Below are 15,785 nucleotides of genomic sequence, written 5' to 3' on the forward strand. Positions count from 1 at the left end.
TGACGTTTGCTATAGTCTTAACCGTGACTGAAGGTCTCAGCCACCTCCTCTGTTCTACCTTTATAAAGCTCTGTGTGAAGGTCTTTTCCTGATCCCGGAATTCCAAGAGCATCTGCTCTGCAGTGCTGGCAGTGTCTGAAAACTTCAATATATCTTCCTGCTCTCTGTCTTACCTCTTCAAGCTCGTGGCAGGTAGGTGCCGGTATATCAGCCATTCCATTCTGCGGAATAAGAGGAATGATATTAAGAATTGAAGCCCCAAGCTCGGAGACCTTTTTTGCAACCTCTTCTATATGTGAACTGTTGATACCGGGAACCATAACGCTGTTGATCTTAACAACTATTCCCAGCTCTACAGCACGCTTTATTCCTTCAAGCTGATTTTTTATAAGAAGCTCTGCTCCCTCGATACCCTCATGCTTTACGCCGTTTTCATCGATGACAAACTCGTTGATCTGTGCCTCGATCTCAGGATCGATGGCATTGACAGTAACTGTTATTGTCTCGATTCCAATCTCGGCAATCCTGTCCACCTTTTTGGGAAGGCAGAAGCCATTGGTTGAAAGGCAGCTTATAAGCTCGGGATATTCCTTCTTTACCAAAGCAAAGGTTTCAAGGGCTGAATCAGTTGCCAGCGTATCACCGGGGCCTGCGATTCCAACAACAGAAAGCTCAGGGCATAATTCCTTTGCTCTCTTAATTGTTTCCACTGCCTCCTGTGGCTTTAATACCAGAGAGCTGACGCCGGGTCGTATAAGTGACTTATCAAAACGGCGAGTGCAGAATTTGCACTGAATGTTGCAGGAAGGACTGACGGGAAGATGAATTCTTCCGGCTGTCATGTTTGCCCCACCGCTCATGCAGGGGTGCTTTTTCTGAAGATGCTGGAAATTCAGATTTTTCCTGGGCTTTTCGACCTCTGTATATCTTGAATCAATGAGTTTAACTTTTCCGTGAAGGATGTTATCAAGAACCATGATTACCGGTCTGTCCACATCGATGGCCTGAACCTGCTTTCTCTCAAGTACAGTTCTTGCACCGTTTCCGCTGCACTCTGCAAATACTGCATGACAGTCGTCAATTGTCTCTGTAACGGCATCCATTCGCTCGTCATGATGCTTGTGATCAAGGCAGGCTCTCTCAACCTGTCTGATCTCAACTCTTTTGTAATCATCTTCTTCAGTATTTATTTCATATATGTCAAATCTCTCCGCAGCGCCGAAATGTCTGTCTACACTTACTCCGTCGCTGGTGGCGAATGCCGTTCTGATAATCATTTAAATCACCAACCTATCTATTTACTTATTTCAGATGATACGAATTACTCCGTTTCTTCTAAACTCACGCAATTCTTATATCGCATAGCTGTCCTTAATATTCTCCATAAGGCCAAACTCAATGAGGATCTCTTCAAGTCTCTCCTGAGTCATGGGTCTCGGAATTACGAACTGCTCGTTAGCTTCAATCGCTTCTGCAAGGTGCCTGTACTCTCTTGCCTGAGGATGTGTGGGATTATGATCGATAACTGTTTTTCTATTGATCTCCGCACGCTGAACCTCGTTATCTCTGGGTACGAAATAGATGAGCTGGCTTCCAAGTTCCTTTGCAAATGCATTAAGAAGGTCATGCTCTCTGTCTACATTTCTGCTGTTGCAGATGATACCGCCAAGTCTTACACCGCCCTTAAGAGCGTACTTCTGAATACCCTTGCAGATATTGTTAGCTGCATAAAGCGCCATCATCTCACCTGAAGCTACGATGTAGATTTCCTTTGCTTTTCCTTCTCTTATGGGCATTGCGAAGCCGCCGCATACAACGTCTCCAAGGACATCATAGAAAACATAATCAAGATCCTCTGTGTATGCACCAAGATCCTCAAGCATTCCGATTGATGTGATGATTCCTCGGCCTGCACAGCCTACGCCGGGTTCAGGACCGCCTGACTCAACGCATCTGATTCCGCCAAAGCCGGTTTTCATGATAAGGTCAAGATCATCCACCTCGCCTTCCTCGCGAAGGGTATCAAGAACTGTCTTCTGTGCAAGACCGTTAAGAAGAAGTCTTGTTGAATCCGCTTTGGGATCACAGCCTACAACCATGACATTTTTACCAAGCTCTGCAAGGCCTGCTGTAAGGTTCTGGGTTGTTGTTGATTTTCCGATTCCACCTTTTCCGTAGATAGCTATTTGTCTCATTTCATACTCTCCTCTTTGACCCTCATCCGGCACTTCGTGCCACCTTCTCCCTGGAAGGGAGAAGGCTTTGAGTTGGGCATCTTCGTTTATTATTTAATTAGCCTTGTTCTTGTGATTTGTTTCTTTTGTTATTCATCATCTGTATGTTGCAAGAACTCTGTCGTAGATATCCTCTATTGCACGAAGGCCTCCTGCATAGCCTGTATATCCGCAGTTCATGATCAGTCTATGCTGCACAGGAACTGAGATGATAAGAAGATCTGCCTTAATTTTGTCTGCCAGATTTTTATCCCAGGAGCTGCCCAGGATAAGAATTCTCTTGTCCTCGTATTTTTTAGCATCTTCTTCAAGTCTTTGCTGGTTCTTACCTGCATCGGGATCAAAGACTACTTCGATATCTCTCTTCCTCTGAAGCTCTGATAAATTCTCAAACTGTTCTCTTACATAGTCCTGATATTTTTCAGGAATATCATCTACTATGTACTGAGGGCCAGGAATGATTCCAAGCTCGTTGAGAAGGAATTTTGAAAAGCCAAGTGAGTAAGAACTGTCAGCAATTGAGTAAACTCTTCTCGGAATTCCATATCTGAACTCCAGCATGAAATCAGCCATCTTTTCAATATGTGAATAATACTTTGCTTCCTCTTCCTTTATGTAGGCTTCGACCTTTTCATTATCGAGCTCTGCAAAACCTGCAACGGTTCGAAGGAATCTTGATGTTTCGATTGCTCCGATTGGCAGATAAGGGAACTGGATGTAAGGCTGCTTGTATTTAACCTTGAGGTGCTTTGCGATTTTTACTCCAACCCATGGTCCTATTACAATGTTGAATTCGGCGTTTGGAATTGTCTTCCATTCCTCCACTCCGCCTGACTCATTGCCAAACAGGATGTTTACCTTAAGTCCTATATCCTCAAGTACCTTCTTTATTCCCTCAAGGTTGCCGCTCCAATAGGGATCCTGATATGGAATAGAAGCAAATACATTTACAAGACCCGGAATTTTTTCATCGCTCTCCTTGAATTTATCAACGTACTGATCAATGATGGCATTTACAAGTCTCTCATGGCTTGCGTAGTTGTTGCTCTTAAAGCCGCCCTCTTCCACATATACGATAGGCTTATCATCAAGCTGGAATTCTCCTGTGACTGCTGCCACATCATCACCGGTGATAGCAGCTGTACAACCTGTAACAACTACATATAAATCTCCGTCGATTACCTTGAAGGAATTTTCTATAACGCTTCTAAGCTTCTTTTCTCCGCCAAATACTACATCCGCTTCCTCTGCGTTGGTGCAGGGTGCTGTGGATCCGCCTGCATAGCCTTCACCCTGACCTATAAGTCTTGTGATCTGGCCGCCGCAGCCGGGACCTGAATGAAGTATAGGTACTCCTTTTTTTATAGCCACCACGCTCTGTATGGATCCCAAACCGCAGGTAAATCTTGGCTGTTCTATTGTTCCTGACATTTTTTCATCTCCTCCCGAAAATAGATTTTAAGCCGGTATCATACTACCTTTGCAGCCGGTCTGCATCCGCCGCTGCCTCCGCCCTGGAAGTAACCGGGTTCCTGTGTAAGCCACCACTCCGTATAAGGATTGGATGCATGCTTTGAAAAATTCTTTATAAACTCTATGGAATCCAGAGTTTCATCAATTCTTCTTGCGTAGTTTAAAGCTCCCTTGTAGCCGATACCGAACTGCTCATCTCCTATAAGAAGTGTGGGAATTCCAAGCTTTGCTCCCCAAAGTGTCATGCCTCCGTGTCTTGCCATGATGAAATCAGGCTTACTTCTGATAAGAGCATTTACCAGCTCGCAGCTCTGCTTGTTGCAGACTCTGTAATCCTTTACATCACCGTAGGTTTTTACTGCATGAGCCAGAACATCCATATTTCTGTCGCCGCTGTCATATACGGGATCATGATGGAAAACGCTGGCTCCCACTACGTCAAATCCAAGCTCTCTAAGGAGATGGATAAGAGCCTGACCGTGGGCCGCTCCTGCTGTAACGTAAGCTCTCTTACCTTTGAAGCGTTCCTTAAGTTTGTCTATTTCCGGTACGTATTTTTCATGACCTTCTTTGATCAGCTCTTCCGCTACATCTTCTTTGCCGAGTACTTTTCCTAACGCTCTGAGCCAACCGTCTGTGCCATCTATTCCGTATGCCGGAGGTGCTGTAATCTCAGGAACTCCGTATAACTGTGAGAGGCCAGCGCCCATATATGTCGAAAGGGAGGGACAAATATGAATTGTGGCTGCTGCCTCACTACAGTGTTCAAGCTCTTCTATAGAAGCAAAAGGCATAATGTACTGTGCTTCATATCCGAACCTTTCAAAAATTTCATCAAATACGTGTCTTCCCCAGAAGTTAACCACGTTAATCTTCTTTGTCTTTTTGGTGGGAGGCTTTACAATTCCTCTAAGAACTGTGTGATAAGCCGCATCAAAGCCTGTTGTCCATACCTTTGATCTAAAGCCCTCACAGGAACAGGTTACAACCGGAATCCCAAGCTCCTTTGAAGCCTTGTCAGCAACTGACTCGATATCCTCACCTATGATTCCCGATGCACAGGAGGTTGTTATGAAAATCGCCCTGGGATGAATTCTTTCATAAGCGGTGTGGATTGTTTCCTCAAGCTTTTTTGTTGCTCCGAAAACCGTATCCTTTTCCTGAATATTGGTAGAAAAATATCTGCCTATATCTTCAGGTAAGTCTCTCTTTTCCTGTTCTACTCTGTAGGTAAAATTGAAATCTGAGAATTCCCCTGCACACCCGATAGGTGCATGATTTATTACCACTACATCCTTTATCATTGCCAGCTGACAAAACGCCTGCTGAGCATTACAGCCAAGACACTGTGAAAATTTTCTCTTCGCATCCTTAAGACTGCCGTCTTCTGATCTTTGTACGATTTCTGAAGCAGGTCCCGTAAATGCATTTATAGTTCCAAGTCTTTTTTCACGTATCTGAACACTTGGCTCCAAAATGTTTATTGTAGACATTTTTCCTCTCCTCCTACCTATCTGGTCACTTCAAAAGCGCCTCTCCTGTGCTGCTTATTTGTGCCGTTTGATATTGAAAGTGATTATATCGACTATTTACCTACCTGTATAATATGTGATTGTTATAGAGAGCTATAGGTATTCCCTATAATCTGCAACCTGTTAAAGGTTTTAGCTTGAAATAAGCAGAGATTATAAACAGCGATAACTTTTCCCTTTTGCAGATTCGTTGACAGTTATAGGGCATAGAATGTATAAACTTATTAACTATTAAACCGATAGGTTAAATATGTAAAACGCATTTCGAAAAATAGTACTTAATGGAGGAGAAAAATTATGAGCTATAAAATCGAGTCACTTTTAATTCACGGCGGTATTGATGGGGATGAAATAACAGGAGCGGTTAACGTACCGGTTTATCAGACTTCTACATATAAGCAGGACGGCATTGGAGAAAACAGAGGCTGGGAATACTCAAGAACAGGTAATCCCACCAGAGCAGCACTTGAAAAGCTAATTGCAGACCTTGAGCATGGTCAGTACGGTCTTGCATTTGCCTCAGGTCTTGCAGCTATAAATACAGTTCTTTCATTATTCAAATCAGGCGATAAGCTTATCGTTTCAGATAATATCTATGGCGGAACTTTTAGAATTCTTGATAACGTATTCAAGAACTTCGGTATCACCTATGAAATCGTAAACACTTCAGATTTAGCGCAGATTGAGGCTGCAATCTCTCCGGAGGTAAAGGCTATCTATGTAGAGAGTCCCGCGAATCCTCTTCTCACAGTTACTGACATTAAAGCAGTTTCTGAGATTGCAAAAAAGAACGACAAGCTTCTTATAGTAGATAACACTTTCCTTACACCCTATCTTCAGAGGCCCATCGATCTTGGCGCTGACATTGTAATCCACAGCGGAACCAAGTACCTTGGTGGTCACAGCGACACAATTTCAGGCTTTGTAGTAGTAAATGACAAGGCCATCTCAGAAAGGCTCTACTATCTGCAAAATGCTATAGGCGGCGTTCTTGCTCCCTGGGACAGCTTCCTTATGATAAGAGGAATCAAAACCCTTGGCGTACGCATGGACAGACACGTTGCAAATGCACAGAAAATTGCCGAGTGGCTCGAAGAAAACGGCTATGTGGAGAAGGTATATTTCCCCGGTCTTAAATCAGATCCCGGATATGATGTTCAGAAGAAGCAGGCTGATGGCCCCGGAGCTATGATTTCCTTTGTTCTTAATAAAGGCTATGACTACAGGAAGTTTGTAAAGGCACTTAAGCTTGTAACTCTTGCTGAATCCCTTGGTGGCGTTGAATCTCTTGTATGCCACCCCGCTTCAATGACTCACGCAGCAATTCCCTATGAGATCAGACAGCAGGTAGGTATTGTCGATGAGCTCATCAGATTGTCAGTAGGTATTGAAAATGTAGACGATATCATTGCCGATCTCAAGCAGGCAATTGAGGCATCAAAGTAATCATTGGCAGCAACTTAAAATATCAGTCAAAAAGTTTTCAGGAGGAGAAGACTATGGAAGTATACATGAATGTTCATGAGCTTATAGGCAACACACCAATCATGAAACTCACTCATTTAGGCGTAAAAGAAGGCGTGAATATTTTTGCAAAGTTAGAGCTCTACAACCCTGCAGGAAGCGTAAAGGACAGAGTTGGACAGTACATGATAAAGGATGCAGAAAAGCGCGGAGTACTTAAACCGGGTGGAACTATTGTTGATGCCACCGCAGGAAATACAGGAATCGGTATCGCCATCGCTGCACTTAATAAGGGCTATCGCATTATTTTTGCAGTACCTGAAAAATTCTCAGCAGAAAAGCTTAAGGTAATGGAGGCTCTTGGAGCAGAGATTGTCCACACACCAAGAGAAGACGGAATGCTCGGAGCAGACAGAAAAGCTGACGAGATTATTAAAAGCATTCCCGGTGCGATTTCGCTTAAGCAGTTCCAGAACCCTGCCAATCCTCTTGCTCACTACGAGACAACAGGTCCTGAAATCTATCGTCAGATGGACGGTCAGATTGATTACTTTGTAGCAGGTGCAGGAAGTGGCGGAACCTTCTCAGGAATTACTAAATATCTTAAGGAACAAAATCCTGATATAAAGGGCGTTCTTGCAGATCCTGTGGGTTCCATCATCGGTGGCGGCGAGCATGCTGACTATGATATCGAAGGCATAGGAAATGACTTTATTGCTGATACCATGGACATCACTCTTGTGGATAAGGTCATCAAGATAACTGATAAAGAGGCCTTTGAGACCTCAAGGAAACTGGCAAAACAGGAAGGCATTCTTGCAGGTTCATCATCAGGCGCTGCTCTCACAGCAGCTCTTAAGCTTGCAGAAGAAATAGATGAAGGTAATATTGTTACCGTATTTCCCGACAGAGGCGACAGATATTTCAGCAAAGGACTTTTCTGATTTTCCTTGCAGGCTACAGCCGGAACAGTTAACCCATACATTTTGAATCGAGAGGCTATACTAAATTGACACTCAACCAGTTATATTATGCCATTGCAATTTCAAAGGAAAACTCATTAAACGATGCTGCAAAAAAGCTTTTCATATCACAGCCCAGTCTTACCGGTGCTATGCATTCCCTGGAAAGCGAGCTAGGATTTGATATTTTTATAAGATCAAAGACCGGTGTGACTCTCACTTCAAAAGGTGAAGAGTTCATCGGTTATGCAAAATCCGTTGTTGAGCAGTACGATATTCTAAATGCCAAGTTCATCTCCAAACAAGGTGTGAAGCGGTCTTTCAGTGTCTCAACCCAGCATTACACCTTCGCTACGAATGCCTTTATTGAGCTTGTAAAAGAATATGGCTGTGATGAATATGAGTTTGAAATAAAGGAAACAAAAACCTATGACGTGATAAAGAACGTAAAAAATCAGAACAGTGAACTTGGTATTTTATACCTGAATGATTTTAATGAAAAGGTTCTAAGCAAAGTGTTTTCCGAAGCAAATGTAACCTTCACTCCGCTTTTTGACTGCCACATCTACGCATATCTGAGCAAAGAAAATCCCCTGGCAAAAGAAAAGCTAAAGTCAGGTGACATGATCGAGCTCAGCGAACTGGATAAGTACCCTTGCCTTTCTTTTAATCAGGGGGAACATAATTCTGCATATTATTCTGAGGAAGTCCTCAGCACAAGGCACTACAACAGATCAATCAGAGCCAATGACCGGGCGACCATGCTTAACCTGATAAAGGGTCTTAATGGCTACACCCTGTGCTCCGGTATTATCTGTGAAGACCTTAACGGTGATGACTACTGCGCCATCAAACTTAACGTAAATGAAAAGATGACAATAGGATATATATCCAGAAAAAATGCCATCATAAGTGATATTGGAAAAATGTATATTGAAGAAATATCAAAATACAAAAACAATATTTTAGAGTAAGCAGTCCTCGCCGAATCTGACTTTTGCGTAGGCCTTTATGGCTTCCACGCACTTGGCGAAACCAAGCTTACCACTATCAAGACACAGATCGTAGTTCAGGGCATCCGTCCAGACTTTACCTGTATGATACTCGTAATAGTCTGCTCTTGCCTTGTCGATCTGGGCTATATATTTCTCTAAATCTTTTCCAGTAAGACTCTGAACCTTACCGGCTTCTCTCATGAGGAAATCATGATCTGCATGAACAAAAACTCTGAGTGCATTATTATAGTCCTTAAGGACAAAATCCGCACATCTGCCCACTATAACACAGGGCTCACCCTTTTCAGCCAGATATTTGATTGCTTTAGCCTGATTACTGAAAATATTCTCATCTGATGTAAGATCGGCATCACCGGGCTTTTTCAAGCTTCCGTCATATATGGTTGAAACAAGTTTACTCTTCCAGCTCCTTTTGACCTTCTCATCAGCATCTACAAAGTAGCTCTCATTAATGCCGCTAAGCTCAGAAGCGACCTTGGAAAGCTCCTTGTCATAATAGTGGATACCAAGCTCATCAGCCAGCATCTTTCCGACGGTTCTTCCGCCGCTTCCGTACTGTCTAGCAATAGTGATGACTATATTTCTCATATGGAAATATCCTCCTGTTTACTTACTCTCCAAGATAAGCCTTCTTTATGGATTCATCATTCAAAAGATCACTTGCATTGCCTTCCTTAACAATGCTTCCTGTTTCAAGAACATAAGCCCTGTCAGCAATAGTAAGTGCTTTCTTTGCGTTCTGCTCAACCAGCAAAACCGTAACACCATCTTTATTTACTTCTTCAATAATGTCGAAAATCTCATTAACAAAAATAGGTGACAGTCCCATTGATGGCTCATCCATTAATATTATATCAGGATGTGACATAAGTGCTCTACCCATTGCCAGCATTTGCTGCTCACCACCTGAAAGAGTACCTGAGATCTGATTTTTTCTCTCTTCCAGTCTGGGAAATCTCTTATATACCATCTCAAGTGTCTGCTGGAACTCTGCCGCATCATCTCTGGTATAGGCGCCCATCTTAAGATTCTGAAGAACAGTCATATCCGCGAAAACTCGTCTTCCCTCCGGAACCTGCGCCATACCAAGGGATACAATCTTATGTCCCGGCGTGGTAACAAGATTATTATCTTTATAAAAAATCTCACCCTCAGAGGGCTTTAAAAGTCCTGAAAGAGTATGCAGTGTTGTGGTCTTGCCGGCTCCGTTTGCACCGATCAGCGCAACGATCTCACCCTTATCCACATGAAAAGATATTCCTTTAAGCGCCTTGATAACGCCATAATTTACGCTTAGATTTTTAACATCAAGTAATGCCATATTTGCTCCTCAATATTTTTATTTATAAGGAAGTTCTGCTCGCCGGTACACGTTCATACCGGGCTCAAAAATACTTCGCCAGGCTTAGTCTTCTCCTAAATAAGCCTTAATAACTTCCGGGTCGTCAAGAACCTCTTTTGTCTCGCCCTGTTTGAGGACACGACCAAAGTTAAGAACTGTAAGCTTCTCGCAGATTCCTGATACAAGCTTCATATCATGCTCGATCAGAAGGATCGTCATATTAAATTCTTTTCTTACAAGAGCGATAGTCTCCATAAGCTCCGCTGTCTCGTTGGGATTCATACCCGCTGCAGGCTCATCAAGAAGAAGCAGCTTCGGTGAAGTAGCCATAGCTCTTGCTATCTCGAGCTTTCTCTGCTTACCATAAGGCAGATTACTTGCAAGAACATCCCTCTCAGAATCAAGGCCAAACACCTTAAGGAGCTTCATGGCTTCCTCATCCATAGCCTTTTCCATGGCCTTATATCTGCCAACATGAAGTACCCCCTCTATTCCGCTGTATTTAAAGCGCTCTGTCAGTCCCACCTTAACATTGTCGATAACAGACATCTGATGGAAAAGACGGATATTCTGGAAGGTTCTGGCAATGCCTGCATGATTGATCTCTATTGTATTTTTCCTGGTGATATCCTCACCATCAAGACGGATGATACCTTCGTTTGGCTTATATACGCCTGTCAAAAGATTGAACACCGTAGTCTTACCTGCACCATTTGGTCCGATAAGTCCATAAAGCTCGCCCTTTTCAATTTCCAGACTAAAATCATCTACGGCACGAAGTCCGCCAAATGCGATACTTAAATTATTTACCTGAAGTAATGCCATAATTACGCGTTCCTCTTAATAAATTTGTGTTTTACCCTGTTTCTCCAATCAACTGCTGCCGGTGCCCAGTTAAAGAGCATCATTACTATAAGAACAATTGAGTAGATAAGCATTCTGTATGTATTAAGGCCTCTAAGCATCTCAGGAAGCAGATAAAGAATAGCTGCTGCGATGACTGAGCCTCTGATATTTCCTATTCCTCCAAGCACCACATACACAAGGATCATGATGGATGCGTTGTAACCAAAATACTGTGATGTAGCCGTAAGTGAAGTAATATTGTGTGAAAAAAGAACTCCGGCTGCACCTGCAATAGCTGCTGAAATTGTGAAGGCCATCATCTTGTAACGGGTTACGTTAATGCCTGCAGACTCAGCTGCGATACTGTTATCACGGACCGCCATGATTGCACGACCATCCCTTGAATTCATCAGATTAAGTACTACAAAAAGTGCAAGTAAAAGCACTACAATTGCTATGGTGAAATTGGCATCTCTGGGAGTTCCCGTGACACCCATAGCTCCGTTTATTATTACCTGACCGTCAGGCTCCATGCCAAGATCCATTACGTTGTTAAGGGAAATGTGTGCTCCCTTTGAATCAACACCAAAATAAATTGCATTGATAACGTTTTTGATGATCTCACCAAAAGCCAGTGTAACGATTGCAAGATAGTCGCCCTTAAGTCTAAGTACGGGGATACCGATCAAAAATCCAAACAGAGCTGCCACAGCGATTCCCACTACAAACGCCAGGAAAAATCTGATCGGTGTAGGAAGTGCATTCTGTGTAAGCTTTGAAAAAATGGCACTTGCAAACGCACCTATACACATAAAGCCGCAATGACCGATACTGAGCTCTCCCAAAATACCTACGCAAAGGTTGAGAGCTACAGCAATGATTGCATAATAGGTCATGGGCACCAATAGTCCCTTTAAATGGCTGGACAGATTGCCTGTCCTCATTAGGATTTCCATGATCAGGTACATACCGATCACGATTCCGTATGTTATTAAATTACTCTTTATTCGCTTCTTTTCTGCCATAATCCCTCCAAAGGTCGCCAAGTTTTCTCAGTTTATACTTTTTCCATTATCTTTTTACCAAGTAAGCCTGTGGGCTTAACAAGTAATACAACGATCAAAATACCAAACACAATGGCATCTGAAAGCTGTGATGAGATGTAGGTTCTGCTGAGAATTTCTACTATTCCAAGGACAAGTCCGCCGATCATGGCTCCGGGTATAGATCCGATACCACCAAATACTGCTGCGACGAATGCCTTGATACCGGGCATAGCGCCAAGATAAGGTGAAAGTGAAGGATACGCTGAACACAGAAGTGCACCTGCTATAGCTGCAAGAGCTGAACCAATGGCAAAGGTCAGGGAAATTGTCTTGTTTACATTGATTCCCATGAGCATTGCAGCGCCCTTATCCTCAGCAACTGCAAGCATTGCCTGTCCTTCCTTGGTTTTGTGAATAAAAAGCTGAAGAACGATAAGAATTACCACACTGGTAAGAATGGTAACTATGGTCACACCCTGGATTTTCAGATCGCCACCTGCAAAGGAAAGTCCCTGCCATGCAACCACTGATGAAAATGATTTGATATCTGCTCCGAAAATAAGAAGGGCCAAATTTTCAAGGAAATAACTGACACCGATAGCAGTTATAAGAACAGCCAGAGGAGATGCCGCACCACGCAGAGGCTTGTATGCTACTTTCTCTGTGGTGACACCAAGCAGTGTACACAGGATCACAGCTGCAATAATTCCCACAAAGGTATTGCCGCTGAGCGTAGAACAGATTGTGAATATAACATAACAGCCCACCATGATGAAATCACCGTGCGCGAAATTCAGCATCTTGGCAATTCCGTATACCATAGTGTAGCCAAGGGCAATAATAGCGTATATACTGCCCAGACTCAGGCCATTGATGAGGTAAACTAAAAAACTCATATACTCCTCCAACACTTAATAAATATTTCTTAAAAGAACGAGGAATGCCTTTGACAGCATTCCTCGCAACCTTGCGATATTTTATTATACCATGATAATTGTCAAAATGACGATAGTCATGGAGCAATTCGTATATCATGGATTACTCCGCTGATACGTAAGCACCATCCTTAATAACAACAGCCTTGGGCTCTTTGTTAGGCTCGCCGCTTGCATCCCATGTCATTGTGTCTGATGTAAGACCTGAAGCTGTGATTGTAACGATTGTGCTCTTTAAGCTCTCACAAAGATCGCTTACGCTCATATCAGGTGTAGCACCTGCCTCTTCAAGGCACTGCTTGATTACATATACAGCATCATAAGCATCTGCACCGAACTGGTTAGGTGTCTCGCCATATTTATCCTGATAGTTCTTTACGTAGTTAACTGTAAGATCATCTGTTGCATCAGCTGCGAAAGGTGTAAGAAGCATAAGACCTTCTGCAAGTGATGTATCGAAGTTCTCAACTGTAAGAATACCATCCATACCGTCTACACCGAAGAATGTAGGAGCATAACCCATTGTGTTAGCCTGTGTAAGGATAAGTGAAGCCTCTGTGTAGTAGATAGGAAGGAATAAAAGCTCAGCGCCTGCATCCTTAGCCTTCTGAAGCTGTACAGAGAAGTCTGTCTTAGAATCTGCTGTAAATGCCTCAGCTGAAACTACTTCAAAGCCCTGATTGGGAGCTTCCTGTGCAAATGTCTGATAGATACCTGATGAGTAAACATCAGAGCTGTCATAGATGACACCAACCTTAGTAGCAAGCTTGTGAGCACCGATGTACTGTGCTGATGCAAGACCCTGGTTAGGATCAGAGAAGCATACACGGAAAACATTTTCATAAGCTACGCAGTCAGCAGCTGATGCTGAAGGTGTAAGCTGGAACATGTTGTCCTCATGTGTGTTCTCACTTACTGCAAGTGAGCATGCACTTGTTGTGGAACCGATAAGGAACTGCATACCCCAGTCCTTAAGTGTGTTGTAAGCATTAACAGATTTCTCAGCATTAAGCTCATCATCCTCGCCTCTGCACTCAACCTGATATCCGTTAATACCGCCATTAGCATTGATCTCTGCAACTGCAAGCTCGATGGAATTTGCTACTGCATTACCGTAAGCAGCTGCGCCACCTGTAAGAGGTCCGATAGAACCAAACTTAAATGTAGCTCCGCTTGCTGCGCCATCAGCAGCCTCTGTTGCTGTGCTCTCACCTGCTGTAGTAGCAGTATCCGCACCTGAGTTGCCACAGCCTGCAAGTGTTCCTGCAAGCATAGCTGCTGCAGCCATCATGCTGATAAAACTCTTCATCTTCTTCATAATGTAATCCTCCTCTGTGAAAATCGTATTGAATTGTACGACTTTTTCAATACTGCACACACAAAATACATGTATACAATAATTGTTATTTGATACTTTAAAGTAGTACAGTGAAAATGTCAAGAAAAAATGCCATGCATGCCACTGGGGACGGTTCTCTTTGGCACGATAATATCGTGCCAAAAAGAACCGTCCCCGGTGGCATGATGAAATGATTTTGGTTATTTAATCATTGCTACGGCTTCTTGGACTGAAGAAACGCCGATCAGTTCTATTCCTTTGAAGGACTTTTTGTATTTGTCGGCAACGGCTTTGGGAACTATGCAGGTCTTAAAGCCAAGGCGCTGTGCCTCTGATATGCGGACATCCGGCATGTTGACAGAACGTACCTCTCCGGATAAGCCAACCTCACCAAAGGCTATTACATCGTCAGGGATCGGTCTGTTCCTGAAGCTTGATACTATTGCCATGCACATGGAAAGATCAAGGGCTGGCTCAATAAGCTTCATGCCCCCTGCCAGATTTATGTAGCAGTCGTAGGATGAAAGCTCCAGGCCTACGCGCTTCTCCATTACAGCCATTAGAAGGTTTACCTTATTGTAGTCTGTACCGTTAGCCTGTCTTCTTGGAAAATTGAAATTGGTATGACTTACGAGAGCCTGTATCTCTATAAGGATTGGTCTTGTGCCCTCTACAGAGCAGGTCACAACTGAACCACTGGCATTCTCGGGCTTTCCCTCAAGCATGAATTCCGAAGGATTCTCAACCTCCACCAGGCCTTCGCTTCGCATCTCAAAAACGCCGATTTCATTGGTGGATCCGAATCTGTTTTTCACTGCTCTGAGTATTCTATAGGAAGCGTGTCTGTCGCCCTCGAAATACAGAACGGTGTCAACCATGTGCTCAAGGACTCTTGGACCTGCAACTGTTCCTTCCTTAGTTACATGACCAACTATGAAAATTGAAATGCCAAGCTGCTTTCCAATTCTCATAAGGACGCCTGTGGACTCTCTTACCTGAGATACACTTCCGGGAGCCGATGATACATTCTCATTGAACATGGTCTGAATGGAATCAATGATAACCACTTCCGGTGCATGTCTTCTTATAGTCTCTTCGATAGTGCCAAGATCCGTCTCGCACAGAAGCTCCATATTATCGGTAAAATCACCGATTCTGTTGGCACGGAGCTTTATCTGCTGCAGGGATTCCTCACCTGATATATACAAAACCTTTCTGTTATCCGCAGATAAAAGTCTTGCCGTCTGCAAGAGTAGAGTGGATTTTCCTATTCCGGGATCACCGCCAACCAGAGTAAGGGAACCTTTTACAAGGCCTCCGCCAAGAACTCTGTTAAGCTCTCCTATATGTGTGTCGTATCTGTCTTCCTCATTAAGAGTAATCTCTGAAAGCTTCATGGGTTTATTTATGGAATCCCCTGCTCCGACACCGCGAGCAGCACTTCCCTTGGAACTCTTACCTGTTACTGAGGGCTTTATCACTTCCTCAACAAAGGTATTCCACTCCTTACATCCGGGGCACTGTCCCATCCACTTAGAGGATTCATACCCACAGCTTTGACAGTAAAAAACTGATTTTATTTTTGTTGCCATATAT

At 43.4% G+C, this 15,785-nt stretch carries 14 protein-coding genes; 3 read left to right on the forward strand and 11 right to left on the reverse strand.

From position 1 onward, the window contains the following. Nucleotides 1-17 precede the first annotated feature (17 nt). The 4 genes from G608_RS0104635 to G608_RS0104650 form a co-directional block, all read right to left on the reverse strand. Complete coding sequence (locus G608_RS0104635) at nt 18-1,277, reverse strand: radical SAM protein (protein ID WP_081677298.1); 1,260 nt, start codon at nt 1,275-1,277, stop codon at nt 18-20. Nucleotides 1,278-1,352: 75 nt separating this feature from the next. Further along, complete coding sequence (nifH, locus tag G608_RS0104640) at nt 1,353-2,195, reverse strand: nitrogenase iron protein (RefSeq protein WP_026495058.1); 843 nt, start codon at nt 2,193-2,195, stop codon at nt 1,353-1,355. 135 nt (nt 2,196-2,330) lie between these two features. Next, nucleotides 2,331-3,665, reverse strand: coding sequence for a nitrogenase component 1 (locus G608_RS0104645; RefSeq protein ID WP_026495059.1), 1,335 nt, complete (start codon nt 3,663-3,665; stop codon nt 2,331-2,333). Between the two features lie 38 nt (nt 3,666-3,703). Continuing rightward, nucleotides 3,704-5,200, reverse strand: coding sequence for a nitrogenase component 1 (locus G608_RS0104650; protein ID WP_026495060.1), 1,497 nt, complete (start codon nt 5,198-5,200; stop codon nt 3,704-3,706). Between the two features lie 336 nt (nt 5,201-5,536). Here G608_RS0104650 and G608_RS0104655 point away from each other — a divergent pair, with 336 nt between their 5' ends. The 3 genes from G608_RS0104655 to G608_RS0104665 all read left to right on the forward strand — a co-directional run bounded on the left by G608_RS0104655 (nt 5,537) and on the right by G608_RS0104665 (nt 8,639). Then, the gene (locus G608_RS0104655) at nt 5,537-6,685 is read left to right on the forward strand and encodes a trans-sulfuration enzyme family protein (protein WP_026495061.1); all 1,149 of its coding nucleotides are present in this window, start codon (nt 5,537-5,539) and stop codon (nt 6,683-6,685) included. Between the two features lie 53 nt (nt 6,686-6,738). Further along, complete coding sequence (locus G608_RS0104660; RefSeq protein WP_026495062.1) at nt 6,739-7,647, forward strand: PLP-dependent cysteine synthase family protein; 909 nt, start codon at nt 6,739-6,741, stop codon at nt 7,645-7,647. A gap of 65 nt (nt 7,648-7,712) precedes the next feature. Further along, nucleotides 7,713-8,639 (forward strand): LysR family transcriptional regulator, encoded by a 927-nt coding sequence (locus tag G608_RS0104665; RefSeq protein ID WP_026495063.1) that lies wholly within the window; start codon nt 7,713-7,715, stop codon nt 8,637-8,639. On the opposite strand, the gene G608_RS0104670 is transcribed toward G608_RS0104665, so the two are convergent. The 7 genes from G608_RS0104670 to radA all read right to left on the reverse strand — a co-directional run bounded on the left by G608_RS0104670 (nt 8,631) and on the right by radA (nt 15,781). Further along, nucleotides 8,631-9,269 carry an AAA family ATPase gene (locus G608_RS0104670; protein WP_026495064.1) on the reverse strand — a complete coding sequence of 213 codons (639 nt, stop codon included), beginning with the start codon at nt 9,267-9,269 and terminating at the stop codon, nt 8,631-8,633. The two genes, G608_RS0104665 and G608_RS0104670, sit on opposite strands and share 9 nt — an antisense overlap. A 22-nt stretch (nt 9,270-9,291) precedes the next feature. After that, the gene (locus tag G608_RS0104675) at nt 9,292-10,002 is read right to left on the reverse strand and encodes an ABC transporter ATP-binding protein (RefSeq protein ID WP_026495065.1); all 711 of its coding nucleotides are present in this window, start codon (nt 10,000-10,002) and stop codon (nt 9,292-9,294) included. A gap of 84 nt (nt 10,003-10,086) precedes the next feature. Beyond that, the gene (locus G608_RS0104680; RefSeq protein WP_026495066.1) at nt 10,087-10,848 is read right to left on the reverse strand and encodes an ABC transporter ATP-binding protein; all 762 of its coding nucleotides are present in this window, start codon (nt 10,846-10,848) and stop codon (nt 10,087-10,089) included. Between the two features lie 2 nt (nt 10,849-10,850). Further along, nucleotides 10,851-11,894, reverse strand: coding sequence for a branched-chain amino acid ABC transporter permease (locus G608_RS0104685; protein WP_026495067.1), 1,044 nt, complete (start codon nt 11,892-11,894; stop codon nt 10,851-10,853). A gap of 32 nt (nt 11,895-11,926) precedes the next feature. Next, the gene (locus G608_RS0104690; protein WP_026495068.1) at nt 11,927-12,811 is read right to left on the reverse strand and encodes a branched-chain amino acid ABC transporter permease; all 885 of its coding nucleotides are present in this window, start codon (nt 12,809-12,811) and stop codon (nt 11,927-11,929) included. Between the two features lie 142 nt (nt 12,812-12,953). Then, nucleotides 12,954-14,168 (reverse strand): ABC transporter substrate-binding protein, encoded by a 1,215-nt coding sequence (locus G608_RS0104695; RefSeq protein WP_026495069.1) that lies wholly within the window; start codon nt 14,166-14,168, stop codon nt 12,954-12,956. A gap of 221 nt (nt 14,169-14,389) precedes the next feature. Then, the gene (gene radA, locus G608_RS0104700; protein WP_026495070.1) at nt 14,390-15,781 is read right to left on the reverse strand and encodes a DNA repair protein RadA; all 1,392 of its coding nucleotides are present in this window, start codon (nt 15,779-15,781) and stop codon (nt 14,390-14,392) included. Nucleotides 15,782-15,785 lie beyond the last annotated feature (4 nt).

The organism is Butyrivibrio sp. WCD3002 (assembly GCF_000424265.1).
In the GTDB taxonomy this organism is placed as follows: Bacteria; Bacillota; Clostridia; order Lachnospirales; family Lachnospiraceae; genus Butyrivibrio.